The organism is Citrobacter sp. Cf136 (genome assembly GCF_030333815.1).
GTDB lineage: Bacteria > Pseudomonadota > Gammaproteobacteria > Enterobacterales > Enterobacteriaceae > Citrobacter > Citrobacter freundii.
The window spans coordinates 941,494-967,071 of sequence record NZ_JAOWFE010000032.1 but is presented as its reverse complement, the minus strand read 5'-3'; the positions used below and the strand labels follow the sequence as shown (position 1 = coordinate 967,071).

Genomic DNA, 25,578 nt, shown 5'->3' with positions numbered 1-25,578 from the left:
AAGGCGAAATTATCGCCAATTCCGCAGCTAACGTACCAGAGGGTGCATGATGTTTAAGAAAGGGTTAACAGTGTTATTGCTGGCCAGCGCGCTTTTTTCCGGTCAACTTTTCGCTACTAATCAGGGACATGAATATCTTCAGGTGCAGGATGCCGATCATTTACTACGACACACGGCCGACAGCGATGAGCTGCGAGTGACGGCGGAAGAATCCGCCGCCGATCTTCGTGAACACCATCACTGGCAAAAATCACGCAAACCCGATACGCATCTGAGCTAACGATTAACCTTTACGCTTCGGCAGTGTCTTCATCAGTTCTTCCGGCCTGACCGAAGCCACAACGCTACCCGGCAACGGCATCTTCAGAATGTGATGTTTCATCTTGCCGATCACGTGCATTTCGCACGGTCGGCAATCAAATTTCAGCGTCAGGACTTCATCGCCGTTAACCAGTTGCATCGGTGTCGCTTTCCAGCTCTTGATGTTCCCTTTCGCCTGTTTCGGACACAGGTTAAAGGCGAAACGCAGGCAATGTTTGGTGATCATCACCGGTACTTCGCCCTTTTCTTCATGCGCTTCATAGGCTGCATCAATCAACTGAACGCCATAACGGTGATAAAACTCACGCGCTTTTTGGTTGTAGACGTTAGCCAGGAAACTCAAGTGCGTTTGCGGATAAACCGGCGCTGGCTGGGATACTGGTTTGCGGCTACCGCGCTTATAGCTTTGCAGGCGCGCTGCATCCAGCATATCAACGGCTTCACGTCTTAACTGATTTAGTTGACCGTTTGGCACGAACAGCGCGCCCGGCAGATTCACCTGAATATTGCGGGCGTAGTACATCGTCTGCCCAAGTTTTGCCAGTCCGTCCTGCAGGTTACTCAACGCTTTTTCCGCATTGTTCGCTTCCTCAAACTGGCCATCCAGCGTATGGGTGATGCTCACGCCCTCTTCACTGGTGAGCGTCAGAATCAACTGCTCCTGCCAGCCGCCGAGCTCAATATCAATCGCAACACGGCGTTCGCTGGAGGTTTTGGTTAACGCTTGCTGCCAGTTATGATCGAGGTTGCGATTCAGCGGATGATGCGGACGCACTTTGTGCAGATCGGCAGGCATTTCATTCGGCCATACCCGATAACGATTGTTCCCCGTTTTTTCCACGGTGTTGGCGCGGAATCCAACAACCTCACGTTTGATTAACACGTTCAGGCCATCCCCGTTAGCCAGCGGTTCTGTCACCTCAACATCGAGATGATCTTTCGCCACCTTCAGGACTTCGCCGACCGGCAAACCGATAAACTTTGGTGAGTCGAATGCGCCGATATCCCCTTTACGGGCATTCACAAAATAATCGGTGCTGCCGCGATGGAAGGTTTTCTCCGTGGATGGGGTAAAGAAATGTTCGGTGCGTCCCGCTGATGAACGGGCCAGGTCGCCGCGCTCTTCAATGATGGCATCGAGCATCTGGCGATAATGCGCGGTAATATTCTTGACATAACTCATGTCCTTATAGCGCCCTTCAATTTTGAAGGAACGCACACCTGCGTCAATCAATGCGCCGAGGTTGGCGGTCTGATCGTTGTCTTTCATCGACAGCAGGTGTTTTTCATAGGACACCACGCGTCCCTGATCGTCTTTCAGGGTATACGGCAGACGGCAAGCCTGGGAACAGTCGCCACGGTTAGCACTGCGTCCGGTTTGCGCATGTGAAATATAACACTGACCTGAATAGGCAACGCACAGCGCGCCGTGAATGAAAAACTCAATGGTCGCATCGGTAGCCTGATGGATGGCGTTAATTTGCTCAAGGCTCAGTTCGCGCGCAAGGACAATCTGGGTGAATCCGACATCAGCAAGAAATTTCGCCTTCTCAACGCTGCGAATATCACATTGGGTGCTGGCATGCAGTTCAATCGGGGGAATATCCAGTTCCAGGATCCCCATATCCTGTACGATCAGAGCATCAACACCGGTCTGATACAAATCGGTAATTAACCGCTGCGCGGGTTCCAGTTCATCATCGTGCAAGATAGTATTTAGCGTCACAAAGATTTTCGCCCCATAGCGATGGGCGAAAGGCACCAGTTCGGCGATATCTTTCAGGCTATTACTGGCGTTATGACGCGCGCCAAAACCCGGTCCACCAATGTAAACGGCGTCTGCGCCGTGCAAAATGGCTTCGCGCGCAATGGCGGTATCCCGAGCCGGGCTTAACAATTCAAGGTGATGAGGCTGCTGGCGCATACAGTTGTTACCATCCACAAGCGGTAAAAATGGCGGCTATTGTAGTCACAAGCGCAGCTTTTCGGAATAGTTTTCCCGATTAACTGCGCGGGTAATGGATCAGCGAATGAAAGTGCACCGTTTGTTCGCTGCTGTTACGGTAACTGTGTGCCATATCTCCGGCGAAACGGACACCCTCACCAGATTTAAGGGTGCGCCACTGCCCCTCAATACACATATCCAGCAGACCATTAATCACCACCACGTGCTCTATTACGCCGGTCTCATGCGGAGTAGATTCACTGAGCGCGCCGGGCGCCAATAGTATCGAAAAATGATCGAAGCACAGTTGGGGATCCCACGGGAACAACGGCGTGACGACCATTGCCTGCTGCTGGGGATCGAATGTTAGCGTGCCGTCTGACTCTGGTGGTGAAATAAACGTTGAAAACGGGACGTTCAGCCCAGTGGCAATTTTCCACAATATCGCCACCGTTGGACTGGATTCATTACGTTCAATCTGCCCCAGCATCGCTTTTGAGACGCCAGTTTCCTCCGCCAGACGCGAAAGACTCCATTCCCGCTGGTGACGTAATGTCCTGAGCGTTGTGGCCAGATAGTGGGTTAAGTTGTCCATTTTCTCCTTCGTCGCTCTCCTTACTCGGGGCTACAGTTTAGCACTTGTACGCTATAACGCACAGTGCTACAGTGATTGACCGTTATAACGCACACGGAGTGAATATGCGTGCATTCTCCATCCCCCTGCCCACTGTATTATCGGGTTTTGTGGCGGTCCTGGTTGGCTATGCCAGTTCGGCGGCCATTATCTGGCAAGCGGCACTCGCCGCAGGTGCGACTACCGGGCAAATTGCAGGCTGGATGACCGCACTGGGGTTAGCAATGGGGGTCAGTACGCTGGTGCTGACATTGTGGTATCGCGCTCCTGTACTTACCGCATGGTCAACGCCCGGTGCCGCGCTGCTGGTGACGGGCCTGCACGGTGTATCTATTCAGGATGCCATCGGCGTTTTTATCGTGGCTAACGCGCTGATTGTGCTGTGCGGCGTAACCGGACTGTTTGCCCGCCTGATGAAAATCATTCCCCATTCGCTGGCATCAGCCATGTTGGCTGGGATCTTACTGCGTTTTGGTTTGCAGGCATTTAATAGCCTGAACAGTGAGCTTATTTTGTGCGGTAGTATGCTGGTGGCATGGCTGGTGCTAAAAGTTATTGCCCCAAGATATGCCGTTATCGCTGCGATGTTAGTGGGTATTGCCATCGCCTTGATGAAAGGTGACATTGTCACTAATGATGTTAATCTGTCACCGGTTATCCCAGCGTTTATTACCCCGCACTTTTCATTAGCCCACAGTATCAGCATTGCACTACCGTTATTTCTGGTCACTATGGCTTCGCAAAATGCCCCCGGTATTGCGACCATGAAAGCATCAGGATATTCGTTACCCGTTTCCCCTCTGATTGTTTTTACGGGTCTACTGGCGCTGCTATTTTCACCTTTTGGCGTCTATTCCATCTGCATCGCCGCCATAACCGCCGCAATTTGCCAAAGTCCTGAAGCGCATCCGGATGCAAATCGGCGCTGGCTCGCCGCAGCGGCAGCAGGCGTCTTCTATCTTCTGGCTGGGGTGTTTGGCGGTTCGGTTACAGGACTGATGGCAGCCCTGCCCGTAAGCTGGATCCAGATGCTTGCTGGTCTTGCATTACTCGGCACGATTAGCGGTAGTTTATATCAAGCCTTACATAATGAAGCTGAACGCGATGCCGCCATCGTGACTTTTCTGGTTACGGCCAGTGGTCTGACGGTATTTGGCATTGGGTCTGCATTCTGGGGGCTGGTTGTCGGCGGTATTTGCTACGCAGTGTTGACGTTATTTCGCCGCGCGTAGCTGCGTTGGTGTTTTACCTGTCACTTGTTTAAACCGGTTACTGAAATGACTCGCCGAGCTAAATCCGCAGGCCATTGCAATATCCGACAGGCTGCGTGATGAATAACAGACCAGTTGCTGCGCCAGCGCCATACGGCGTTGCATGACGTACTGATGCGGCGCCATATTCATCGACTGGCGAAACATTCTGGCAAAATGGAATTCGCTTAGCGCTGCCTCACCAGCCAGATCGCTCAACGTTATGGGATACGCCAGATGTGCTTCAATATAGGCCAGCACGTTGCGCAAGGTGGCAGGCGCAAGTCCTCCGGTGACAACGGGAAGTCGCCATTGAACGTTGCTGTAATGCTGGATCAGATGCGTTAACAGTAGTGAAGATGCCGCGCTAAGTGTGAGGTGATTAGCGGGTTGCAGCCAGTCGTTACCAAGCAAAAACTGACGGTAAACCGCCGTGATCCCCGGGTCGCTGCCAAAAGTATGCTCGTCCAGCGTGAAGCTATAAGGGCTTTTGTCCCAGACTTTTTCACCCACTTCGCGCAGGTGAGCGTCGGTACAATAGAGATGAACAAAGGAAAGATCGTCGCGAATATCCCAACTGGATTCACTCTCTTTTGGCATCAGGCAAAAACGATCCGGTCCGCCGCCATTCTTCCAGCCTCCCGCCGTTTTGTGATAACTCTCGTAGCCATCCGCGATGTATAAACTGAGCGTGTGGTGATCGCAATACTGGGTAATGGTGTCGCGCTTGTTTGACCAGGCAGCCAGTTGGATCCCCGAATGTAACGCAACTGATTCATGCAGCACGGCATTGTGTTTGCGTAAGTTTTCAAAGGCACCGTAGGGCTGAGACATACCATCACATTCAAAATAAGTTAGCAGGCTTTCAGTCTATATCAGCTACATATCGTTAACAGCTTCCTTTTCACCTTTACACTAAAAAAAGCGCAAGATTTTGCAAGTCCACCGCAAGCCGATGAAAGCCCCCTGCTACCCGACGTGGCACAGTGTGCGCCTGAAGACCAAAAAGAGAGAGTTGTATGAACGGACTGTTGTACTGCCTGGTGGTGGTGATTTGGGGAACGACATGGATTGCGATTTACCTGCAACAAGGCCCGGTTGCGGCGCCAGTTTCCATCTTCTGGCGCTTTGCCATCGCCAGCACCGTGATGATAGCCATCCTGCTGATCAGCGGGAAATTGCGTAAGCTTTCCGGACGCGACCATCTGTTTTGTCTGTTACAAGGTGGATGCGTTTTTTGCTTTAACTTCTGGTGTTTTTACACTGCCGCTGCGTGGATCAATACCGGTCTTGAATCCGTCATTTTCTCGATGGCGGTCCTGTTCAATGCGGTTAATAGCTACCTGTTTTTTGGTCAAAAACCACCAGGACGCTTTTATGTTGCCGCCGGGCTGGGGCTGACAGGTATCGTCACCTTGTTCTGGCAGGATTTGGTCAACAGCGGGTTGAATCACTCGCTGCTGCTGGGGATTGGTTTAAGCGCCCTCGGCACTTTTGGTTTCTCACTGGGCAATATGATAAGTCTGCGTCATCAGAAAAAAGGTCTCGAGGTGATGACCACCAACAGTTGGGCGATGCTGTACGGCACCGTGTTGATTGCTACCATTGCGCTGGTGCGCGGCGACAGCTTCACGCCACATTGGACCTTCAGTTATCTCAGTGCGCTGTTGTATCTGGCTATTTTTGGTTCGGTAATCGCCTTCGGCGCCTATTTCACGCTGGTCGGACGCATTGGTCCCAGTAAAGCGGCATACAGTACACTGCTTTTTCCACTGGTGGCGCTAACGCTGTCTACGTTGTATGAAGGGTATGTCTGGCAGGTTAATGCGATTGTGGGATTAGTATTGATTTTGCTGGGGAATCTGGTGATGTTTGCCCGACCAGAAACGCTGATGGGTAAACTCGTATATCGTCGCCGGGCGGCATAAAAAAACGCACCATCCAGGGATGGTGCGTTCTTCGTTATTATTGTTTTTTATTTACGTCAAACATGGAAGCATCAGTCGCCATGTCATCAACAACTTTCTTCAACGTTTCGAACGCCATCGGCGTACTTTCGTTGTTCAGGTCTTTGCCTTCACCCTGACGTACAACTTTAATGACAGGTTTATTGGTTGCCGCATCAATCAACTCACCTTCGAAAAAGAGGTGCGTGTCCATGGTACGGTGCCCCGTCGCCATTTGCGTACCCGCAACGAGCAGTGCAACCGGGACCACTTCATAGAACTGCAGCCCTTCTTTGCTGGTAGCAACACCGGTGATTGCCCCGCGGAAAATCAGACTGCGCGAGCCTGGCGTCGTAACCAGCGGTTTACGTTTTGCCAGGGCAGTTTTCATTTGGGTATTGGTATAGCTCAACAGCTTATCAAGAACCTGCTGACCGACCTGGGTGGTTGGTTTAGGAACCGGATAATACGTGATCGGGTTATAAACGATGTTATCGTATTTAGACTCATTAAAGTTGGGATCAACCCAACGCAGCACCGGCTGTCCGGTTGCAGATTTTGTTTCCTTCAGGCCGGAGTAATCTTTTAAAAAACCTGAATATTTATCAGGCTGCGTTATTTTTGAAGCACAGCCTGATAACGCCAGTAAACCCGTAAGCACTGCAACTTTAAATAAAGTTTGAGCACGCATGGAACGATCCCTTAGTATTTGCAGATATGCATCTGAAATAATAGCAAAAGGAAATCATTTTGGATGAACTAAAAATGGTAAGGCCCGCACAATTTTATCTTAACGTTTTCTTAATATTCAGCACGAAAAAAATGCTGAACGTAGAAAGAGTTATCACAAATGGGCAGGTCAGACCGTTTTACGCGCCAGCATTGTTGCAAAGCGTAGTTTAATTCGGTTGCCGTGCTCATCCGTACGATGAAGCTCACCTACGTCTTCGTTATATTTCAGCAGATCCCAACCTGTGTAGTAACGGCGTAACTCCCCTGTTTTAAACGCAAACGGGAACCCAACGGTGCACGGAAAATCATCGGTATCCATTGCCGCGACGATCAGGTTATACCCACCTGGGTTGGTGCAGCGCTGCATATTTTCAATCAGGCCCGGGATGGTTTTCGCGTCCAGGAACATCATCACCACGGTAGAAAGAATAAAATCGTATTCACCGTCAAAGTTTAGCGCATTGAGATCCGCCACCTCAGCGTGCAGATTAGTCAGCCCTTCCGCGTTTTTAATGCGTTCCAGATTGGCGATGCTCATCGGATTCTTGTCCCATGCGGTAACGTCATAACCGTTGGCCGCCAGGTACAGACTGTTACGGCCATTCCCGCAGCCCAGATCTAACGTTTTGCCTGGGGCAACAATTTTTGCCGCGTCGACAACATCGGAATGCGTGCGGGTCAAATCATATTTCTCAGTAAAGTAGTTTTCGTCACAACGGATCATTATTTATCCTCAGATTTCAGTAATGCAGCACGTTCGGTGCGAATAAGCAGTTTTCCCTGCATCAGCAATGCAAACGTACGTATCAGTAATAGCGCAATGATAAAATTGGTAAAAATAAACAGCGGGATCGCCAGCGTATGAAAAAAACCTGACTCGCTGCCGTGCCCTAAATGCAGCCCCGTAGTCGCCAGTGCCGACACGCCGAACGAGAAGCTCCAGAAAGACGCATTAAACGGCTGTGACAAATACCACGGCATCAGGCGTAGCATAAACAGAAGTTGCAGCAGACCATAGCCGAACAGCATTTTGGCTAACGTATCTCCCTCGCCACCGTTCACACTAAGCCACGCGCTACAGGCGACCAGCGCGGGTGCCAACTGTATACCAAGTGAAGTCCGTAAAACCGTCGGCAACTCGCCGCAGCTTCGTAAACGCTGCAGAATAACCGGCTCGAGGCTGAGCCAGGAAAATACCCCTGCGCCCAAAAACACCAACCCGGCATCGTTGAAGCCAAGCGCACCACAGGCCATGGCGCTGATAAAGTTATTGGCAACGGTTGGCAGATACAGACCCGGTGTGGTGGCCTCTTCCGGGTGCTCGCCACGCCATAATCCAGCCGTTTGCCAGGCTGCGTACGCCAGCTGTATCACCACGCCGATGGTGAACAACACAATCGCCAGCGGTCGATACCACGGGACAAAACCAATCGCGACCAGCATCGTTGTAGCCGGAAACAGACTGACAAAACTGCTCATCACCGGATGACGAATTTCCGCCAGTACGCTATGAGGAAAACGCAGTAAACGACTAATAAAGGCCAGCGTCAACAATCCCCAGATGACCATCGCAAGGATCACTAAACCGTCGCCAATCCAGTGGCTTACAGGCCATACCTGGCTGGCATATCGCCACGCGAACCCCATCCCGATGATGCCCAGTACCATGCCAAAATAACCGGCCGGAAGATTGAGGACTCGCTCACTTTGCTTGCTCTTGCTCATTTTGTTTATTTTTTAAAGTATATTTGAAATGCATTTTATGGAATTTCCACGAATTTAGCCAGTACGGAAAACTTTGCTACGTTTAACTAAGGTGCGCAACATGGAAATGAGCTATGACCAAATATCGTCTGGGCGATGAACCTCGCGCCTTTAGTTACCAGGATAATGGCAATAAAAAGAGCGTATTACTACGCCAGATAATTGCGCTCATTGATTTTAATGATGTCAAAGCCGGTACGCCCGGTGGCTGGATTGATGATGAAAGCGTGCTATCGCAAAGTGGCGATTGCTGGATTTACGATGAGAATGCGCTCGCGTTTTCCGGCGCGACGATATCCGGAAATGCCCGTATTACACAGGCAAGCGTGGTCAGAGATGGCGCGCAGATTGGCGATGCCGCCTGGATTGACCGAGCAGAAATCAGCCAAAACGCGCAAATACGTGACAACGTCACCATTCAGGATTCAGTTGTTCGCGGTGAGTGCCTTCTCTGCGGTGATGCGCGCATTGTGTGTGACTCTGAAATTATCGCCGCCAAAGGACTTACTCGTGAAAACGACCAGCTCCTGCAAATTTACGATCGAGCGATAGTCAGCAATTCACGCGTGGTGCATCAGGTGCAGATCTATGGTGATGCGATTATCAACTATGCCTTTATAGAACATCGGGCTGAAGTTTTTGATTTTGCACGGGTAGAAGGTAACGAAGAGAATAATGTCTGGATCTGCGATTGCGCTAAAGTCTATGGACATGCGCGTGTCATCGCCGGAACTGATGAAGACGCCATTCCTACCCTGCGCTATAGCTCGCAGGTGGCGGAACACGCGGAGGTTGAAGGTAATTGTGTGCTGAAGCACCATGTGCTGGTCGGTGGGCATGCAAAATTACGCGGCGGCCCAATTCTGCTGGATGGGCACATCCTGATTGAAGGCCACGCCTGTATTCTGGGTGAAGTGCTGATCGAGCATCATATTGAGATAACCGGTCAGGCCCAAGTTGAAGCCTTTGATGGCGATGCGATCCATCTGCGCGGGCCAAAAGTGATCAACGGCGAACAACGTATTACGCGCACCCCTATCGCCGGTTTATTCTGAGGAGTCATCAATGATGCGGGCATAGAGATTCACATCATAGTAATCGCCATTGAGGAACTCCGCTTGTCGTAAGCATCCTTCCAGTTGGAAGCCATTGCGCAACGCCACCTGGTTGCTCTTGACGTTATCTACACGACATTTAATCACGAAGCGGCGAATCTCCTGGCGCTGCGCATAATGCTGAATCAATGCCTGTAACGCCTGAGACAGAATACCTTTGCCCTGGTGATCTTCGTCCAGCCAATAACCTATATAAGCGGCTCTGTTCAGAGGCTCTATCTGGTTAAACGAGATAACGCCAGCCACCTCCCCTTGTTCGAAAATAAGGAACATTTTGGCGTAGCCGCGCTGATGCAACATCATATTGCCCTGCACATTCTTGCGGGTGTCCTCCACAGAAGTCACAAACTGCGGCCAGTTCAGCGACTGCTGGAGCCAGACTTTATTTTTAAGCACCAACTGATGCAGAGGGGTGACGTGTTGTTCTTCGACGGCACGCAGTTCCAGCGCGTCACTAACGATAATTATTTCTGACATGTTTATCTCCTTTACAATCGTAAACGGGGCATTTCTGACTGGCAGTAGCCGATATTACTCTGTTTAGAGTCGGGGAGGTCTTATTTTTATGCTGTAACAGCAATCACTTAGAAAGAATCTCTGGCGTGGAACCCGTTACTCTGGTGATCCGGGTATCCCCTCATGGATAGACCGTAATGATGACAATAACACTTTCACTTTATTGCTAAGGAGCAAGCATGGCAGCACCTTTGGGTCGTTTAGCACTTATTCCGCTTTTACTGATTACCGCCTGTCACCAACCCGTTTCCTCCACTCAAGCAGGCCCCGTTCCCTTTGCAGTCAATCAGCAACAGGTCGTGGATAATACCACGCTGGAAATTTCCCGTAGCGCACTGGAATATAACATTCATAAAGTTCAGCAACTGCTGGCAGATAAAACCCGGATGTGCGCCATTCTTAAAGGAGACGCGTATGGCCACGATCTCTCACTGGTAACACCGGTGATGATGCAAAACGGCGTGCAATGTATTGGCATCGCCAGCAATGAGGAGATTAGAACCGTTCGCCAGTCAGGCTATACATCACAGCTCATGCGCGTTCGCAACGCGACGGAAAAAGAGATGCGCCAGGCAGCGGACTTCGATACCGAAGAGCTGATCGGTAATCTGGATATGGCTAAGCGTCTGAGTGCCATTGCTCAGGAGAAAGGTAAAATCATTCGTATTCATCTGGCACTGAACTCTGGCGGTATGTCGCGTAACGGTCTGGAAGTCAGTACCGCTGCAGGTCTGGAAGAAGCCCGCGCCATTTCCGCATTACCCGGCCTGAAAATTGTTGGCATCATGTCGCATTTCCCGGAAGAAGATGCTGCGGTGGTTAGACGCGATCTGGCCCGTTTCAACACGCAATCGGCCCAGGTACTGAAAATTACCGGGCTTAAGCGCGAAGATGTCACCCTGCATGTCGCGAATACGTTCGCCACCCTGACCGTTCCAGAATCCTGGCTCGACATGGTTCGTGTTGGCGGTATTTTTTATGGCGATACCATCGCCAGCACCGAATACAAACGCGTCATGACATTTAAATCCGCCATCGCGTCGGTAAACCATTACCCCAAAGGAAACACCGTCGGATATGACAGAACCTATACCCTTAAACGTGATTCCGTTCTGGCCAATATCCCGACAGGTTATGCCGATGGTTATCGCCGTGTATTCAGTAACGCGGGACACGTGCTGATCCGCGGCCAGCGGGTTCCGGTACTGGGTAAAACATCCATGAATACCGTGATCGTCGATGTGACCGATTTACCGCAGGTTGCATCTGGCGATGAAGTGGTGCTGTTCGGTAAACAGGGAAATGCGCAGGTTAGCGCAGAAGAAGTCGAAGAAATTAGCGGCGCGCTGTTCACTGAAATGTCGATCCTCTGGGGGGCGACGAACAAACGCGTGATGGTCGATTAACACCTAAAACAGGAAGGGCTTCCTTTTCTCGCTGGAAGCCCTTTTACACAGCAAGCGCCATTCTACTTAGCTCTCACTGACACTCTCTCTTTGCAAAATTTTGAGCAAATCTTCCTTCAGGTGGAGTTTCTGTTTCTTAAGACGAACAATGTCCAAGCTATACCCCCGACCATCCGAACCTTCCAGTCTGGAGATCTCATGATCAAGGCTGTTGTGTTTTTCGAATAAGGACAGAAAGCGAGGGTTCTCGGATTTCAGTCGGGAAATAAGGTCTCTGTATTCTGGAAACATACTTTCTCCCTGTTAGTGGACAAGAACGTGTATAAGAAATACACACTCACAGAGTACCCATTTGCCATACAGAAAAATGCGAACAGGATCGAGTAAATTGTGTACAGAGTCGTTATGAGGATGAATGCAGATACGGCTCCCCATCAGGAGAGCCGTAAAGAGAGTGATTAACGCATCTCGCGGTCGTCAACGTACTGACGTTTATCCGGCGCTGGTGGGAAGTACTGATACAGCCAGGTTTCGCTGATGGCGTCACCCTGACAACGCAGGAACATACGCATATCTACCGGATCGGTTGAGTCAGAGGTCGGATACCAGTCAAACTGTATGCGATAACCGTCGATTGGTTCCACGTAGAGGATCTCAATCTGTTTCGCTTCACCGCTTGAGAGCGTAATCACCGGTTCAATGCCTTTCGGCGCAGCAGCTTTTAGATCGCCACCAACAAAATCAACGGCAAAACGGCGCGCCCATTTTTCCGGGTAGTGCTCGCCCGGTGCCCATCCTTCCGGAAAACCGCCCATGCCTGTCCGGGTCGCCATCACACGAGCCAGCGGTGAACGCACCGGTGGCTGAGCGCTCCAGTACAGGCGATATTTGAATTCCAGCTCATCGCCGGCTTTGATCTTCTTCTCAGGCTGCCAGAAGCAGACAACGTTATCCAGCGTTTCGCCGGTCGTCGGGATCTCCATCAGGCCGATGGTCCCCTTGCCCCACTGGTTGCGCGGTTCGACCCACAGGCTTGGACGCTTGTTATACCAGCCCATGATGTCCTGGTAATGGGAGAAGTCGCGATCGAGTTGCAGCAAGCCAAACCCTTTCGGGTTGTTATCGGTATAGGCGTTGAACTGCAGCTTTTGCGGGTTATTCAGCGGGCGGCAGATCCACTCGCCATTGCCCCGCCACATCGCCAGACGATCGGAGTCATGAATTTGCGGGTGAATAGTGTCGCACATCCGACGCTCATTGTTACCGCAGCTGAACATGCTGGTCATCGGCGCAATGCCGAGCTGCTTGATGTCTTTGCGCGCATAGATGTGGTTTTGCACATCCATAATCACCTGCGTTTTCTCGCAGTGGATCACGAACTTGAATGCACCGGTTACGCTTGGGCTGTCGAGAAGTGCATACACGGTAAAGGAGGTTGCGCCCGGTTTAACCGTCTCGAACCAGAAAGAGGTGAAATCAGGAAATTCTTCTTTGCTGTCGGTGTAGGTATCTACCGCCAGACCGCGGGCCGATAAACCGTACTGATAGGTGTCATCCACGGCGCGGAAATAGCTGGCACCCAAGAAAGAAACGACATCGCGGCGGGCCAGTTCTGGCGCTTTAAAAACACGGAACCCGGCAAATCCGAGGTCAGTCTGCCCTTCCAGCTGTTTGGTATCCACGCCCGCATCGTTATATTTAAACAGTTCCGGACGGAAGTGAATTTCACGCGCCATATGCGTACTGCCATCAACCGAGAACATGCGTACACGGCGACGAAAACCCATTCCCACGTGGAAGAACTGCGCATCAAGCTGACGATTTTCAACGTTGTTCCACAGAGACTGCTCTGCGTCATATTGAATGCTGTTATAGGCCTGCGGCGTCAGTTTCGCCAGCGTGTCCGGTAACGCGCGCGGTGCGCCGCCCCAGGGTTTCTGTGCTAAGTCATGGGCCATCGATTGCAGAACGGAAAAATCAAAACGTACGGTTTTTCCGTCTGCAATGTCAGACTCTGCCGCAAAGGCGGCGCGGGAAAAGAGTGATGCAATACCACTGGTTCCGCACACGGCGGCCATTGCCATTGAACCTTTAATAAATCGTCTGCGATTCATGCCTGAAAGTGAGTCCTTCTGGTCGTGTAAATGGTCCCGCGCCGGTCAAAATCAGCGGCAAGAGAGTGCACATTTCTGACCGCTCACTCTAGACAAAATTCATTAATAATCCAATTGTTGGTCGCCGATTATCTGTACAAAATCGAAAATATTTTATGTCGATGGGAACAGACCGAATCCCATGTAAATTCCATTAAAGTAAACCACACCGACGTTTACTTCGCTCCTGCGCTTCCTGATACAGCGCAAACTCATCATAAACCGCGCAACCCAGCGCCTGTTCAAACGCGTCGCGGCTGGAATTCCCGTGGCTGCGAGCCTGCGTTTCATTCCCCAGATTGGACTGGAAAATCCCTGCGGCGCTCACCGGTAAAAAATCTTCGTAGGTGATGGGTTGCGCAACCAGCCACCCTCGCTCAATGAGCGGTTGCGGGTCGTCATCCGGACGGATTGCCTGGCGATGCGCTTCGCCTGATGGCGTCAGCCGATAACGAAACCAGGCGAGTCCCTGCTGGCGCAGCAGAAACTCACTGTCCGGGAACGCCTTGAACACCTCCTGAAGATGTAACTGGTGCGTCAGATTGTCTTTCCCCGTTCCCGCTTTATTCAGCAATTCGTCGTATAACGCTCTGCCTTTCGGCGTCAGGGCCACACCGCGCTGTTCGATTTCACCGAAACGTGCCGTGTGAGTGCCGCGCATTTCACCGGCAAACAACACCGGTTCTTCCAGCGCTTTGAAACTCGTCTGACGTAATAAAATGGGCACCTCGCGGCGTGGCGGCCCTTCAATCAGTATTTTCGGTTCAATGCCGCATTCCGGCATCATCGACTGCACCCGGTCGATATCCAGCGTACGCGGCGTCAGGTGGTTGATATGGCAACCGGGGAAACACACTACATCAGCAATCAGCCGGTGTTCGTTATGCAATGCGTGATAGGTCTCTTCATCGACCGTGGCGTGCTGATGCCAGCGGAATGTTTCCAGCGCTTCATGCACAAACTCTTGCGCCTGTTCAGATGTAAAACTGCCCTGCGCATCAAATTCATCCAGCAGCTCGTGACAACGGCGAGTGAAAATATCGCGTTTCGCGAGGATCTCAGCGGCTTTTTGCCGCAGCGCGGCGTTTTCGATTAGTTCGAGCCGTAATAACGAGGTGAATACCCGAAACGGGTTGCGCGATAGCGAGGCATCGTCGATGGGACGAAAGGCTGTGGAATGTACGGGGACGCCTGCCTGGGAGAGATCGTAATAACTCACCGGATACATGCCCATAACGGCAAACATTCGGCGCAGCGTAGAAAGCTCCTGCGCGGTCCCCACTCGAATAGCGCCATGGCGCTCAACGTTTAGCCGGGCCAGTTCATCCGCATTCGCCAGTTTTTCATGCAGCGTCGGATTATTTTCCAGTACCGCCAGATTCACATCAGCGACAAGTTCCAGCAACGTGCCGTATTGCGGGACTTCCTGCTGGTACATTGCTGACATTGCCTGCGAAAATTGTTCCCGAATCTCATCTGCCGTGATGGTGTTCGCCATAATGTCATGCCTCCAGTGAATATTACCTGGAGTGTAGAAAACACCGCTGACTCCGGTGGGAAGAATTTACAAAGTGTGACCCCGCGTAAACTTCCCACCCATATAAACGATGAACAGTACCTACTGACGGGGTTTCAAATGACTTTCCAGCCAGGGGAGCATCTGTTTTTTACGGCTAAGCATACCTTCTACCTTGCAGGGTTGCGGGATGTCTGAAAGTTCTGCTCCAGCAAACCACAGGCTGGTGTCACCCTGATTGATGTCGGTGAGCATCAGCACGACCAACGCAGCATTCTTTTCCTCTGCATAGCGCGCCATTTCCTGACGGAGATCGTCCAGCACCGCATCCACCTGTTGCAGCGCATACAGTTCAAGCTGAGCTACACAGACTGAATGTCCATGGATGGTGAAGGTTTTAATGTCTTTCTGCAAAAGTTCGCGGGCGCTCATCCCTTCCACGCTTGTTTTGGCTGACAGCAGGTCGCGACTGAAAGCGTCAAGATCCACTCCGGTTTTTTGGGCCAGCGCATCAACCGCCAGGCGATCGTCAGTGGTGGTCGTTGGTGAACGAAGCGTTACAGTGTCACTCAATACGGCGCCGAACAGTAAAATAGCCTCAGCGGAAGATAACTGGTTGCGTTCATCTTCCGTCATCAGTTGCCACAGCAGGGTTGCGCTACTGCCGACGGGCTTCACCCACACTTCCGGTGGCAGACGGGTGACTAACCCACCAAGTCGGTGATGATCGATAATTCCCACCACGTTACTTTCTGTCAACGATTCCGGCCCCTGGGCAGGCTCGGTGAAATCGACCAGCCAGACATCACGATCGGTCAGTTCAAACGTCAACCGTTCAGGCATCGTCAGCCCCGCATGCTCAAAGATAAACTGCGTTTCGCGGTTAGGCTCGCCCAAACGCCATGCCGTCGCCTGCTGGCCACGTAAGCTAAGCCAACGAGCCGTCATTGCGGCGGTGCAGATGGCATCGCTATCGGGATTAAGGTGCCCTATTACATGTATCATTCATCAGTGCCTTGTGAAGAGAAATCGTTCAAAAGTAAACAATAACCAAAGTATAACGACTGAACATACTCCCTTCCATGATCCCACCACCCAGCAACGCTGTACAAAACATAAGCAAAATAAATCAGTTGTAAGTAAAACATGATAAATGTTAATAATATTTTGCTATCAGGTTATCAAAAACAAACAACTTTACTTGTCACCGATACGGCTCTGTTTTTAACATCGCTTATGGAAAAAAATGTTCTGTTCAATCAGCGCATTCGCTTGCGCCATCTTCATACTTTTGTCGCCGTTGCACAGCAGGGAACGTTGGGGCGCGCGGCTGAGACCCTTAACCTGAGTCAACCGGCTCTCTCCAAAACGCTAAATGAACTGGAGCAACTGACCGGGACCCGGCTCTTTGAGCGTGGCCGCCTTGGCGCGCAGTTAACGCTGCCAGGAGAGCAGTTTCTTACCCACGCGGTAAGAGTGCTGGATGCGCTCAACACTGCCGGGCAAGCGTTAAATCAGCGCGAAGAATCGCAGACTGATGTCGTACGGATTGGGGCCTTACCCACCGCGGCACTGGGCATTCTGCCTGCGGTAATTGGTCCTTTCCACAAGCAGCAAATGGAGACCACGCTGCAGGTTGCCACCATGAGTAACCCAATGATCCTGGCGGGTTTAAAGTCCGGAGAAATTGATCTCGGCATTGGTCGCATGGCCGATCCGGAATTAATGGTCGGTCTGAATTATGAATTGTTGTTTCTGGAATCACTTAAACTGGTCGTGCGCCCTAACCACCCGTTGTTGCAGGAAACCATCACGTTAAGTCGGGTAATGGAGTGGCCGGTGGTGGTTTCGCCAAAAGGAACCGCGCCTCGCCAGCACGCAGAAGCATTGTTGCAAAGTCAGGGCTGTAAAATGCCGCCAGGCTGCATTGAAACACTTTCAGCATCGCTTTCCCGCCAACTGACGGTTGATTACGACTATGTATGGTTTGTCCCTTCAGGTGCGGTTAGAGAGGATTTACGCCAGGCGACGCTGGTATCGTTGCCGATACCTACCCACGGGGCGGGTGAACCCATCGGGATTCTTACTCGTGTCGATGTGCAACTCTCTCAGGCCGCGCAGATCCTTATCGCCGCAATACGCAAAACCGTACCATTTTGATGCCAAAAATAAAGGGACCAGATGGTCCCTTTATTGATGATTAAAACGTTTCCCAATTATCGCCGCTGGCCGTTGCCGCCTGCGGATGTGAATGACCCGGCGTAGTAGTTACCGGAACGCGTTTAATTGCGCTTGTCCCGGTTAAACGGAATGTGCCGACGGCTTCCGTTAAGCGTGCGGCCTGCTCTTCAAGAGAGGCCGCAGCAGCCGATGCTTCTTCAACCAATGAGGCGTTTTGCTGTGTGACCTTATCCATCTCTGAAATCGCCTGGCTTACCTGGACGATGCCCCGGCTTTGTTCATCAGAGGCCGCCGCAATTTCCAACATAATGTCGGTCACGCGTTTTACCGCATCGACAATATCTGTCATCGTATTGCCCGCAGCGACCACTTCTCCGGAACCCTGGTCAATCAGTCGGACTGATTCGCTGATCAATCCTTCTATCTCTTTTGCCGCCTGGGCGCTGCGGCTTGCCAGCGTACGCACCTCACTAGCCACCACTGCAAACCCACGCCCCTGCTCTCCTGCCCGCGCCGCCTCAACCGCCGCGTTCAGCGCCAGGATATTGGTCTGGAAGGCAATGCTGTTAATAACGGCGGTAATTTCAGAGATTTTCTTCGAGCTGGTTGAGATATTGCCCATGGTTTTCACCACACCAGAGACCATCTGACCGCCCCGGCTGGCCTTGCCGGACGCATCTTCCGCCAGCGTACTCGCATGATGCGCGTTGTCGGCGTTTTGCTTCACCGTAGCCGTCAGCTCTTCCATGCTGGCCGCCGTTTGTTCAATCGCCGCGGCCTGTTGTTCGGTACGTGAAGACAGATCGGTATTACCCGCCGAAATCTCACTGGTACCGCGGTAGATTTCTTCCGCGCCCTGACGTACCGTGCCCACTGTTTTCGCCAGCGACCGTTGCATTGTCTGCAGATGACGGCTCAGGCGCCCAATTTCGCTGCGCCCGGTTGGTTCCTCTGGCATTGTCAGGTCCCCTTCTGAAATTTGCTCAATGCGCTGGGCCGCACGTAACAGAGGATGAATAACGGTACGGCGCAGAACAATAAACGTCATCACGGTCAGTGCCAGCGCAAGAACGAATGCCCCCAGCATAAACGCCATGCCAAGCTGTGTACGTTGGTGCGCCTGTTCGCTTAAATGATTCGCCCTGGCGGTACGAATATCGATCGCCTTTAACAATACCTTGTTGTAAGCAGAGTCCAGCGGTCTGGCCTGTTCATTTTCATGGTTGATGATTGCTTCGAACATGCCGTTTTTAGCGTACTTGAGCATAGGCTGTAAGCCATCAATATAGGCTTTGAAATTGGCGCTCAGTTCAGCGTCTAACGCCTCTCCGGCAGTAGTTTTCACCGCACGAGCCATATAAGTATTGAAACCGTCCTGCGATTGCTTAATACGTTTTTCTGCCTCGGCAATATTGGCCTTCATGTCATCCATTTCAGCAATACGGCTCGCCGCACCAGCATGGATCATGTTGATGCGCGCGGTGCGTAAGTGGTTAGAGCTGTTAGATAACCCCATCCGGACCTGAATCTCATCGGTTACATCGCGCTGATCGCGATCGGCCTGCATAAGAAAATAACCTGCCAGCCCGGAACTTAAGGCGAATAGCAGAAGGATGCCACCGAGAATGGAGGAAAACAGCGGAACCAGCCGGATTTGATGCAGAAAGCCCAGTTTATGCAGGGCTTGCATCGATGTAGTGTTGTCCATGACCGTCGACTCTCTTGTAGGGTTTATGCGTGAAAACACGCCCGTTAGATAGTCATCGGCAATCCGGGAAGTTTACTTACCGTGAAAAGCGCCGGATTCGTCACACTTTCACAACATAATTCTAAAAAATTCAGGAAAGTGCCAGCGGTGAAATCCGCTGGCCAATGAATCAGTTATCACCAAAATGGATAACGGTACGGATGGATTTACCCTGATGCATTAAATCGAACGCTTCGTTAATCTGCTCCAGAGGCAGGCGATGCGTAATAAACGGATCTAACTGAATTTTTCCGCTCATTGCTTCTTCGACCATACCCGGCAACTGAGTGCGCCCTTTTACGCCGCCAAACGCGGAACCGCGCCACACGCGACCGGTTACTAACTGGAACGGACGTGTTTTGATCTCCTGACCGGCACCCGCCACCCCAATGATGATGCTTTCGCCCCACCCTTTATGGCAACACTCCAGCGCCGCACGCATCACGTTAACGTTGCCGATACACTCAAAGCTAAAGTCCACGCCACCGTCGGTGAGCTCAACAATCACGTCCTGCACCGGCTTATCGTAATCGTTCGGGTTGATGAAATCGGTCGCGCCCATTTCACCAGCCAATTTGAATTTCTCCGGATTGGTATCAACAGCCAGAATACGCCCGGCTTTTGCCTGCACCGCGCCCTGAATCACCGCCAGGCCAATACCGCCCAGACCAAATACGGCTACGGTATCGCCTTCCTTCACTTTCGCGGTGTTATGGACCGCTCCGATACCGGTGGTCACGCCACATCCCAGCAGACACACTTTATCCAGCGGAGCCTGCGCGTTAACCTTCGCCAGCGAGATCTCTGCGCAAACGGTATATTCGCTGAAGGTACTGGTGCCCATATAGTGATAAATCGGCTCGCCGTTATACGAGAAGCGCGTTGTGCCATCAGGCATCAGACCTTTGCCCTGTGTCGCCCGCACGGCCTGACACAAGTTAGTTTTACCCGATTTACAGAACTTGCACTCGCCGCACTCTGCGGTGTACAGCGGGATCACATGATCGCCCGGTTTCAGGCTGGTGACGCCTTCCCCCACTTCAACCACAATGCCGCCGCCTTCATGGCCCAGTACCGCCGGGAACACGCCTTCCGGATCGTCGCCTGAGAGGGTAAAAGCATCAGTATGGCACACGCCGGTGTGGGTAATTTTAACCAGCACTTCACCTTTCTTTGGTGGTGCGACGTCAATTTCAACAATTTTTAACGGTTGGCCGGGGCCAAATGCAACTGCTGCACGTGATTTCATTTGTCTCTTCCCATTATTGCAAGGTGATGGTGTTATTTTAGATAAGCACGCAGAAGATGGCCGATCTCAGCCATGCGCACAGCTCGCTGGTCTGGTGTTGTCTCCCCACTGACCAGTTCATCTTTCAGGTGGATCTCAACCATTTCGCCCATCAGACCATTGGATGCGCCGCGTACGGCGGCAATTTGTTGCAGGATCGACAGGCATGGTTCGCCAGATTCCAGTGCGCGCTCAAGCGCATCAACCTGACCGCGAATACGGCGTACACGAGTGAGAATGCGTTTTTTATCTTCGGGTGAATGCGGCATACGCCCTCCATATACTATAGGGGGGTATACTATCAGAATTTTTATGTAATTGTAAAAAACTAACAGCTATTTAATGAGGGGGTGACGACCAGGCCTCGTCAGATGAGCCCTGGTCGCCAGGTCACTGAATGGCTTTCTGAACTAATTTTTCCAGATTTTTTAAGGGTTGAATTGCCGCAGTATCTGGTCCATAAGTCTGTAATATCTCAACCGGATGATATCCAACGACTACACGTCCATCCGACTCTTCCCGAATCAATACTCTAAAGGGAAGATCGAGCGCCATATCAGGATATGCCTGCATTAATGATGTGCCACCTTTAGGATTGCCAAAAATAATGACGGTTGTGGGTAACATGGTTAGTCCAGCATTTTTAGCCTCTTTCGCATGATCAAATTCTCCAAAAAAAACAAGATTATTACTCTCAATGGCAGCAATGAGATGCTCTCTGGTCTGCTGGTAATTATAAGTACTATACGTTTTGATCATAGTATTCCCGGTGTTGGCAGCATGACTGGTTACCGTCATAAGCAGATACAGTGCAGCTGTAATAAATATATTTTTTAGAGACCGAAGCATCACAACATCCTTAATTTAACGATAGTCTGGAAAGCTATCTAAGACCAGCGGATACTTTGCCGGTATAATCTCTCTCGTGCTGATTCTGTGCAAGGATACATTTGGCAGAATGCACCATCGCAATAAGACCCGCAGCCATCATTATCGTGTCTTTTAAGACCAGTCGCCCGGCGCCAGAAAGATAGGGAAACCCAGTGTGAGAATCCTGGCCACTTACCCATGTTTCTGGTGTAAATATCAGGAATGTCAAAGTGACAAAAGGAGTTAAGAAGGCAAGTGTTGCCCCCCAAAAGCCGATTTTTGGTGACACATAATGAGCAAGAATTAATAATGAAAAAATGACTTCAACAATACCAAGTCCGGTAGAGTACCCATAAGTATTATTCGCATGATGCCATGCGCGGTTAGCCTCTATTAATTCGCCCTCATGGTTCATAAACTGAGTATAATTACTCGGATCGTTATAAAAGAAAGACATAAATGGGCTATTAGCTACAAAAGGAACGATGCTATCTGCTTCATAGGGAATGAACTTCAACAATCCTATCCACATAAATACAATGGCAATAGAAATGCGACAAAGATTTATTCCCACGTTTTCTTTCGTTGAAACATATTGGTATAGTTTATCCATCATATCCAGAGGTCCTGTGTTGTAGAAATCACGACCTTTATAACCTTGTTATTTATATGCCTATATGTTCAGGAATCTATAATTTTTGTTTGATCGTCTGGATAGGTCAAAATATAGACTATGGATAAGTTCGGTTGAGTGGAATGAACTCCTTGTTTTTCAGTTTGGCTATCAAACTACTTGCAGCAACTCATTGTATAACGTGGTGAAAGCATGTCTCTCTTCATCGCCCACGGTTGCTGTATCCCTTGTCCGGCAAAGTAGAGCGTTCCTTTACCCTTTTCCCAGATACCTCCATCAGTTTATCGCTGTTACGCCGCGGCGTTAGGTTGTCGTCAAAAAGATTCAGTTCACCGTACGTATCGGCAACCAACCTAACATGATCAATTTTTACCAATCCATACCCCAGGCTTACAGCATTAATATGCTCCCACGTCAATAACCACTAAAAGTTAATGGTTTATAAAACAATTTAACCTTACAATAACCATACTTTTTCATGTCTTAAGTTTAAGCTGGAGAAAAAAATGGAGCTCAGCCGGAGGCAGTTCTTTCGAATCTGCGCGGGCGGTATGGCAGGAACAACTGTTGCATCTCTCGGATTCTTATCATCTTTTTCCGTTCACGCGGAAACCCGTCAATACAAACTCTTAAAAGCAAAAGAGACACGTAATAACTGTACGTACTGCTCAGTAGGCTGCGGCATGCTGATGTACAGCCTTGGCGATACAGCCAAAAACGTCAAAGAAAGTATCTACCATATTGAGGGCGATCCGGATCATCCGGTGAGCCGTGGATCGTTGTGCCCTAAAGGCGCTGGCGTGCTGGATTATATTCATAGTGAAACCCGTCTGCAGTATCCCGAATATCGCGCACCGGGTTCGGATAAATGGCAGCGTATTAGCTGGGATGATGCGATTAATCGTATTGCCCGACTTATGAAAGATGACCGCGATGCCAACTTTATTGAGAAAAATGCCCAGGGCGTTACCGTCAACCGATGGTCCACCACGGGCATGCTATGCTCCTCAGCGGCAAGTAATGAAACCGGGATCCTCGACGGTAAATTTGCTCGCGGACTAGGTATGGTCGCTATCGACTGTCAAGCACGGTTATGTCATGGCCCCACCGTTGCTGCTCTTGCACCAACGTTTGGACGTGGTGCGATGACCAACAACTGGGTCGATATTAAAAATGCCAACGTAGTGCTTATTATGGGCGGTAATGCCGCTGAGGCACATCCGGTAGGCTTTAAATGGGTAGTCGAAGCGCAAACTAAAAACGACGCCACCGTGGTGGTAGTCGACCCGCGTTTTAACCGTAGCGCCGCCGTCGCCGATCTGTATGCGCCAATACGCGCGGGTTCCGACACCGCATTCCTGCTCGGTGTAATCCGTTATCTGCTCGAAAACAACCAGGTGCAGCACGACTATGTGCGCCATTACACCAACGCCAGCCTGATTATCCGTGATGACTATCAGTTCGACGACGGCTTGTTCAGTGGCTATGACGATAAAAAGCGCCAGTACGATAAATCGAGCTGGTTCTATCAGCTTGACGAACAGGGTAATGCCCTGCGTGATGAAACATTGTCTCATCCACGCTGCGTGTGGAATTTGCTGAAAGCCCACGTCGACCGCTATACGCCAGAAATGGTTAACCGGTTGTGTGGGACCTCAGTGGCAGATTTCAATCGTATCTGCGAAATTCTCGCCAGCGCCAGCGTGCCTGACCGCACCGCTACTATTCTGTATGCGTTGGGTTGGACACACCACTCCGCCGGGGCACAGATTATCCGCGCCGCCGCTATGCTCCAGTTGCTACTGGGCAATATAGGCATGGCGGGCGGTGGCGTTAACGCCTTACGTGGCCACTCCAATATTCAGGGCTATACCGATCTTGGCTTGTTGTCGACGAACCTGCCGGGCTATATGCCGCTGCCGTCGGAAAAACAGCCAGACTACCAGACCTATATTTCGCAAATCACGCCGCCTGCGCTAGGCGTGAATGAGGTCAATTACTGGCAAAATACGCCGAAGTTCTTTGTTAGCATGATGAAAAGTTTCTGGGGCGACAATGCAACAGTGGAAAATAACTGGGGCTACGACTGGCTACCTAAATGGGATCGCCTGTATGACGTAATGACCCAGGCTGAATTGATGCTCGAAGGGAAGATTAATGGTTACATCGTTCAGGGCTTCAATCCGCTGGCGGCGTTTCCAGATAAAAACAAATCAACTCGCGCGCTTTCAAAACTGAAATATATGGTGGTTATCGATCCGCTGGTCACTGAGTCGTCCAATTTTTGGCAAAATCATGGCGAGATGAACGATGTAAACCCGGCAGATATTCAGACCGAAGTTTTCCGTCTGCCCTCTTCCTGCTTTGCTGAAGAAAATGGTTCAATCGCTAACTCCGGGCGTTGGTTGCAGTGGCACTGGGCTGCGGCAGAACCACCAGGTGAAGCCTTACATGACGGGAAGATCCTCGGTCGCCTGTTTATGCGGCTGCGCGAGTTGTATCAACAGGAAGGTGGAGCGAATCCGCAACCCTTGTTGAATATTGCCTGGAATTATAAAGATCCCTACGACCCACACCCAGAAGAGATTGCGCGTGAAGCAAATGGCCAGGCGCTTGAAGACCTTTATGATGACAAAGGCCAGCTTATAGCCAAAAAAGGCCAGCAGCTCAGCAGCTTTGCACAGTTGCGCGATGACGGCTCGACCAGCAGTTTCTGCTGGGTCTACTGCGGAAGCTGGACAGAACAAGGCAACCAGATGGCCAATCGCGACAACAGCGATCCGTATGGTCTGGGCTGCACACCGGGCTGGGCGTGGTCATGGCCTGCCAACCGCCGTATTCTCTACAATCGCGCTTCGGCCGATCCATCAGGAAAACCGTGGGATCCCAAACGAACCCTGCTGCATTGGAATGGCAAAAAATGGGCCGGTATGGACGTAGCCGACTACGGCCAGGCCGCACCGGGCAGCAACGTTGGTCCGTTTATCATGAATCCGGAAGGCGTAGCGCGTCTGTTCTCCATCGACAAAATGAACGACGGGCCATTCCCGGAACATTACGAACCCATTGAGTCGCCTATTGGTACCAACCCGCTGCACCCGGATGTTGTATCCAGCCCAGTTGCGCGTATCTACCATGACGATATCGCCAATATGGGTAAAGCGGATGCCTTCCCGTACGTCGCCACAACTTACTCCATTACCGAACTGTTCCGCCACTGGACCAAACATGCGCTGCTCAACGCCATTGCTCAACCCGATCAATTCATCGAAATCGGTGAGGCGCTGGCGAGCAAAAAAGGCATTGCGGCAGGTGATACGGTGAAAGTGATGTCGAAACGCGGCTTTATCAAAGCGAAGGCGGTGGTCACCAAACGTCTGCAAACGCTGACGATCGATGGTAAGCAGGTCGATACTATCGGTATCCCTTGTCACTGGGGCTTTGAAGGCGCCACACGCAAAGGGTTCCTCGCCAATACGTTAACGCCATCGGTGGGTGACGCGAACTCGCAAACACCGGAGTATAAAGCGTTTCTGGTCAACATCGAGCGAGCGTAAGGA

At 51.1% G+C, this 25,578-nt stretch carries 23 protein-coding genes and 1 pseudogene; 7 read left to right on the top strand and 17 right to left on the bottom strand.

From position 1 onward, the window contains the following. The first annotated feature begins 49 nt into the window (after positions 1-49). The gene (locus OGV98_RS09035) at positions 50-280 is read left to right on the top strand and encodes a DUF2554 family protein (protein ID WP_003020233.1); all 231 of its coding nucleotides are present in this window, start codon (positions 50-52) and stop codon (positions 278-280) included. 3 nt (positions 281-283) lie between these two features. Here OGV98_RS09035 and OGV98_RS09030 read toward each other — a convergent pair whose 3' ends face one another. Beyond that, complete coding sequence (locus OGV98_RS09030; RefSeq protein ID WP_202581298.1) at positions 284-2,245, bottom strand: peptidase U32 family protein; 1,962 nt, start codon at positions 2,243-2,245, stop codon at positions 284-286. 79 nt (positions 2,246-2,324) lie between these two features. Further along, positions 2,325-2,861 carry a helix-turn-helix domain-containing protein gene (locus OGV98_RS09025; protein ID WP_196005524.1) on the bottom strand — a complete coding sequence of 179 codons (537 nt, stop codon included), beginning with the start codon at positions 2,859-2,861 and terminating at the stop codon, positions 2,325-2,327. Between the two features lie 104 nt (positions 2,862-2,965). On the opposite strand from OGV98_RS09025, the gene OGV98_RS09020 reads away from it, so the two are divergent. Then, positions 2,966-4,132 carry a benzoate/H(+) symporter BenE family transporter gene (locus tag OGV98_RS09020; RefSeq protein ID WP_003020244.1) on the top strand — a complete coding sequence of 389 codons (1,167 nt, stop codon included), beginning with the start codon at positions 2,966-2,968 and terminating at the stop codon, positions 4,130-4,132. On the opposite strand, the gene OGV98_RS09015 is transcribed toward OGV98_RS09020, so the two are convergent. After that, positions 4,115-4,984, bottom strand: a complete 870-nt coding sequence (locus OGV98_RS09015; RefSeq protein WP_003836123.1) for an AraC family transcriptional regulator — start codon at positions 4,982-4,984, stop codon at positions 4,115-4,117. The two genes, OGV98_RS09020 and OGV98_RS09015, sit on opposite strands and share 18 nt — an antisense overlap. A 185-nt stretch (positions 4,985-5,169) precedes the next feature. On the opposite strand from OGV98_RS09015, the gene OGV98_RS09010 reads away from it, so the two are divergent. Continuing rightward, the gene (locus OGV98_RS09010; RefSeq protein WP_088902235.1) at positions 5,170-6,078 is read left to right on the top strand and encodes a DMT family transporter; all 909 of its coding nucleotides are present in this window, start codon (positions 5,170-5,172) and stop codon (positions 6,076-6,078) included. A gap of 37 nt (positions 6,079-6,115) precedes the next feature. Here the strand turns inward: OGV98_RS09010 and OGV98_RS09005 are convergent, their stop codons facing one another. From OGV98_RS09005 to tehA, 3 genes are all read right to left on the bottom strand, one after another. Next, entirely contained in the window at positions 6,116-6,787 is a 672-nt protein-coding gene (locus tag OGV98_RS09005; RefSeq protein WP_003020253.1) for a DUF3313 domain-containing protein, read from the bottom strand. A gap of 168 nt (positions 6,788-6,955) precedes the next feature. After that, positions 6,956-7,552, bottom strand: coding sequence for a tellurite resistance methyltransferase TehB (tehB, locus tag OGV98_RS09000; RefSeq protein ID WP_003836119.1), 597 nt, complete (start codon positions 7,550-7,552; stop codon positions 6,956-6,958). Then, positions 7,552-8,553, bottom strand: coding sequence for a dicarboxylate transporter/tellurite-resistance protein TehA (gene tehA, locus OGV98_RS08995; RefSeq protein ID WP_139935436.1), 1,002 nt, complete (start codon positions 8,551-8,553; stop codon positions 7,552-7,554). Before tehA ends, tehB begins: the two co-directional genes overlap by 1 nt. A gap of 113 nt (positions 8,554-8,666) precedes the next feature. Here tehA and ydcK point away from each other — a divergent pair, with 113 nt between their 5' ends. Then, positions 8,667-9,647: a YdcK family protein gene (gene ydcK / locus OGV98_RS08990; protein WP_200014154.1), complete on the top strand. Its 981-nt coding sequence runs from the start codon at positions 8,667-8,669 to the stop codon at positions 9,645-9,647. On the opposite strand, the gene rimL is transcribed toward ydcK, so the two are convergent. Beyond that, positions 9,639-10,184, bottom strand: a complete 546-nt coding sequence (gene rimL, locus OGV98_RS08985; RefSeq protein ID WP_003836113.1) for a 50S ribosomal protein L7/L12-serine acetyltransferase — start codon at positions 10,182-10,184, stop codon at positions 9,639-9,641. The two genes, ydcK and rimL, sit on opposite strands and share 9 nt — an antisense overlap. A 218-nt stretch (positions 10,185-10,402) precedes the next feature. Here rimL and alr point away from each other — a divergent pair, with 218 nt between their 5' ends. Then, positions 10,403-11,629, top strand: a complete 1,227-nt coding sequence (alr, locus tag OGV98_RS08980; RefSeq protein WP_003020268.1) for an alanine racemase — start codon at positions 10,403-10,405, stop codon at positions 11,627-11,629. A 66-nt stretch (positions 11,630-11,695) separates the two neighbouring features. Here alr and OGV98_RS08975 read toward each other — a convergent pair whose 3' ends face one another. The 4 genes from OGV98_RS08975 to OGV98_RS08960 all read right to left on the bottom strand — a co-directional run bounded on the left by OGV98_RS08975 (position 11,696) and on the right by OGV98_RS08960 (position 16,303). Further along, positions 11,696-11,920, bottom strand: a complete 225-nt coding sequence (locus OGV98_RS08975) for an HP1242/YdcH family protein (RefSeq protein WP_003020276.1) — start codon at positions 11,918-11,920, stop codon at positions 11,696-11,698. Between the two features lie 167 nt (positions 11,921-12,087). After that, entirely contained in the window at positions 12,088-13,743 is a 1,656-nt protein-coding gene (locus OGV98_RS08970) for a glucan biosynthesis protein D (protein ID WP_003836107.1), read from the bottom strand. Between the two features lie 193 nt (positions 13,744-13,936). Further along, entirely contained in the window at positions 13,937-15,280 is a 1,344-nt protein-coding gene (hglS, locus tag OGV98_RS08965; protein ID WP_003020282.1) for a 2-oxoadipate dioxygenase/decarboxylase HglS, read from the bottom strand. A gap of 120 nt (positions 15,281-15,400) precedes the next feature. Next, on the bottom strand, positions 15,401-16,303 hold the full coding sequence (locus OGV98_RS08960) for a manganese-dependent inorganic pyrophosphatase (RefSeq protein ID WP_279279221.1): 903 nt from the start codon (positions 16,301-16,303) through the stop codon (positions 15,401-15,403). 231 nt (positions 16,304-16,534) lie between these two features. On the opposite strand from OGV98_RS08960, the gene pcaQ reads away from it, so the two are divergent. Then, entirely contained in the window at positions 16,535-17,458 is a 924-nt protein-coding gene (gene pcaQ / locus OGV98_RS08955; protein ID WP_003020288.1) for a pca operon transcription factor PcaQ, read from the top strand. Between the two features lie 40 nt (positions 17,459-17,498). Here pcaQ and OGV98_RS08950 read toward each other — a convergent pair whose 3' ends face one another. The 6 genes and pseudogenes from OGV98_RS08950 to OGV98_RS08925 all read right to left on the bottom strand — a co-directional run. Further along, the gene (locus tag OGV98_RS08950) at positions 17,499-19,187 is read right to left on the bottom strand and encodes a methyl-accepting chemotaxis protein (RefSeq protein WP_049000740.1); all 1,689 of its coding nucleotides are present in this window, start codon (positions 19,185-19,187) and stop codon (positions 17,499-17,501) included. A gap of 169 nt (positions 19,188-19,356) precedes the next feature. Beyond that, positions 19,357-20,475, bottom strand: coding sequence for an S-(hydroxymethyl)glutathione dehydrogenase/class III alcohol dehydrogenase (locus tag OGV98_RS08945; protein ID WP_003836086.1), 1,119 nt, complete (start codon positions 20,473-20,475; stop codon positions 19,357-19,359). 32 nt (positions 20,476-20,507) lie between these two features. Continuing rightward, positions 20,508-20,783, bottom strand: a complete 276-nt coding sequence (locus OGV98_RS08940) for a metal/formaldehyde-sensitive transcriptional repressor (protein ID WP_003020296.1) — start codon at positions 20,781-20,783, stop codon at positions 20,508-20,510. Between the two features lie 121 nt (positions 20,784-20,904). Next, positions 20,905-21,363, bottom strand: coding sequence for a DUF302 domain-containing protein (locus OGV98_RS08935; protein WP_008322331.1), 459 nt, complete (start codon positions 21,361-21,363; stop codon positions 20,905-20,907). Between the two features lie 34 nt (positions 21,364-21,397). After that, the gene (rclC, locus tag OGV98_RS08930) at positions 21,398-21,997 is read right to left on the bottom strand and encodes a reactive chlorine resistance membrane protein RclC (protein WP_032939118.1); all 600 of its coding nucleotides are present in this window, start codon (positions 21,995-21,997) and stop codon (positions 21,398-21,400) included. A gap of 176 nt (positions 21,998-22,173) precedes the next feature. Next, positions 22,174-22,349, bottom strand: a pseudogene (locus OGV98_RS08925) (DUF4113 domain-containing protein); the annotation flags it as partial. 175 nt (positions 22,350-22,524) lie between these two features. Between OGV98_RS08925 and fdnG the strand changes: the two are divergent. Continuing rightward, positions 22,525-25,575, top strand: coding sequence for a formate dehydrogenase-N subunit alpha (gene fdnG, locus OGV98_RS08920; protein ID WP_210943539.1), 3,051 nt, complete (start codon positions 22,525-22,527; stop codon positions 25,573-25,575). Positions 25,576-25,578: the final 3 nt, after the last annotated feature.

Excerpts from the sequence above, each read along its gene's own strand:
- OGV98_RS09035 (WP_003020233.1), top strand. The coding sequence starts at position 50 with ATGTTTAAGAAAGGGTTAACAGTGTTATTGCTGGCCAGCGCGCTTTTT.
- OGV98_RS09030 (WP_202581298.1), bottom strand. The coding sequence starts at position 2,245 with ATGCGCCAGCAGCCTCATCACCTTGAATTGTTAAGCCCGGCTCGGGAT.
- OGV98_RS09025 (WP_196005524.1), bottom strand. The coding sequence starts at position 2,861 with ATGGACAACTTAACCCACTATCTGGCCACAACGCTCAGGACATTACGT.
- OGV98_RS09020 (WP_003020244.1), top strand. The coding sequence starts at position 2,966 with ATGCGTGCATTCTCCATCCCCCTGCCCACTGTATTATCGGGTTTTGTG.
- OGV98_RS09015 (WP_003836123.1), bottom strand. The coding sequence starts at position 4,984 with ATGTCTCAGCCCTACGGTGCCTTTGAAAACTTACGCAAACACAATGCC.
- OGV98_RS09010 (WP_088902235.1), top strand. The coding sequence starts at position 5,170 with ATGAACGGACTGTTGTACTGCCTGGTGGTGGTGATTTGGGGAACGACA.
- OGV98_RS09005 (WP_003020253.1), bottom strand. The coding sequence starts at position 6,787 with ATGCGTGCTCAAACTTTATTTAAAGTTGCAGTGCTTACGGGTTTACTG.
- tehB (WP_003836119.1), bottom strand. The coding sequence starts at position 7,552 with ATGATCCGTTGTGACGAAAACTACTTTACTGAGAAATATGATTTGACC.
- tehA (WP_139935436.1), bottom strand. The coding sequence starts at position 8,553 with ATGAGCAAGAGCAAGCAAAGTGAGCGAGTCCTCAATCTTCCGGCCGGT.
- ydcK (WP_200014154.1), top strand. The coding sequence starts at position 8,667 with ATGACCAAATATCGTCTGGGCGATGAACCTCGCGCCTTTAGTTACCAG.
- rimL (WP_003836113.1), bottom strand. The coding sequence starts at position 10,184 with ATGTCAGAAATAATTATCGTTAGTGACGCGCTGGAACTGCGTGCCGTC.
- alr (WP_003020268.1), top strand. The coding sequence starts at position 10,403 with ATGGCAGCACCTTTGGGTCGTTTAGCACTTATTCCGCTTTTACTGATT.
- OGV98_RS08975 (WP_003020276.1), bottom strand. The coding sequence starts at position 11,920 with ATGTTTCCAGAATACAGAGACCTTATTTCCCGACTGAAATCCGAGAAC.
- OGV98_RS08970 (WP_003836107.1), bottom strand. The coding sequence starts at position 13,743 with ATGAATCGCAGACGATTTATTAAAGGTTCAATGGCAATGGCCGCCGTG.
- hglS (WP_003020282.1), bottom strand. The coding sequence starts at position 15,280 with ATGGCGAACACCATCACGGCAGATGAGATTCGGGAACAATTTTCGCAG.
- OGV98_RS08960 (WP_279279221.1), bottom strand. The coding sequence starts at position 16,303 with ATGATACATGTAATAGGGCACCTTAATCCCGATAGCGATGCCATCTGC.
- pcaQ (WP_003020288.1), top strand. The coding sequence starts at position 16,535 with ATGGAAAAAAATGTTCTGTTCAATCAGCGCATTCGCTTGCGCCATCTT.
- OGV98_RS08950 (WP_049000740.1), bottom strand. The coding sequence starts at position 19,187 with ATGGACAACACTACATCGATGCAAGCCCTGCATAAACTGGGCTTTCTG.
- OGV98_RS08945 (WP_003836086.1), bottom strand. The coding sequence starts at position 20,475 with ATGAAATCACGTGCAGCAGTTGCATTTGGCCCCGGCCAACCGTTAAAA.
- OGV98_RS08940 (WP_003020296.1), bottom strand. The coding sequence starts at position 20,783 with ATGCCGCATTCACCCGAAGATAAAAAACGCATTCTCACTCGTGTACGC.
- OGV98_RS08935 (WP_008322331.1), bottom strand. The coding sequence starts at position 21,363 with ATGCTTCGGTCTCTAAAAAATATATTTATTACAGCTGCACTGTATCTG.
- rclC (WP_032939118.1), bottom strand. The coding sequence starts at position 21,997 with ATGGATAAACTATACCAATATGTTTCAACGAAAGAAAACGTGGGAATA.
- fdnG (WP_210943539.1), top strand. The coding sequence starts at position 22,525 with ATGGAGCTCAGCCGGAGGCAGTTCTTTCGAATCTGCGCGGGCGGTATG.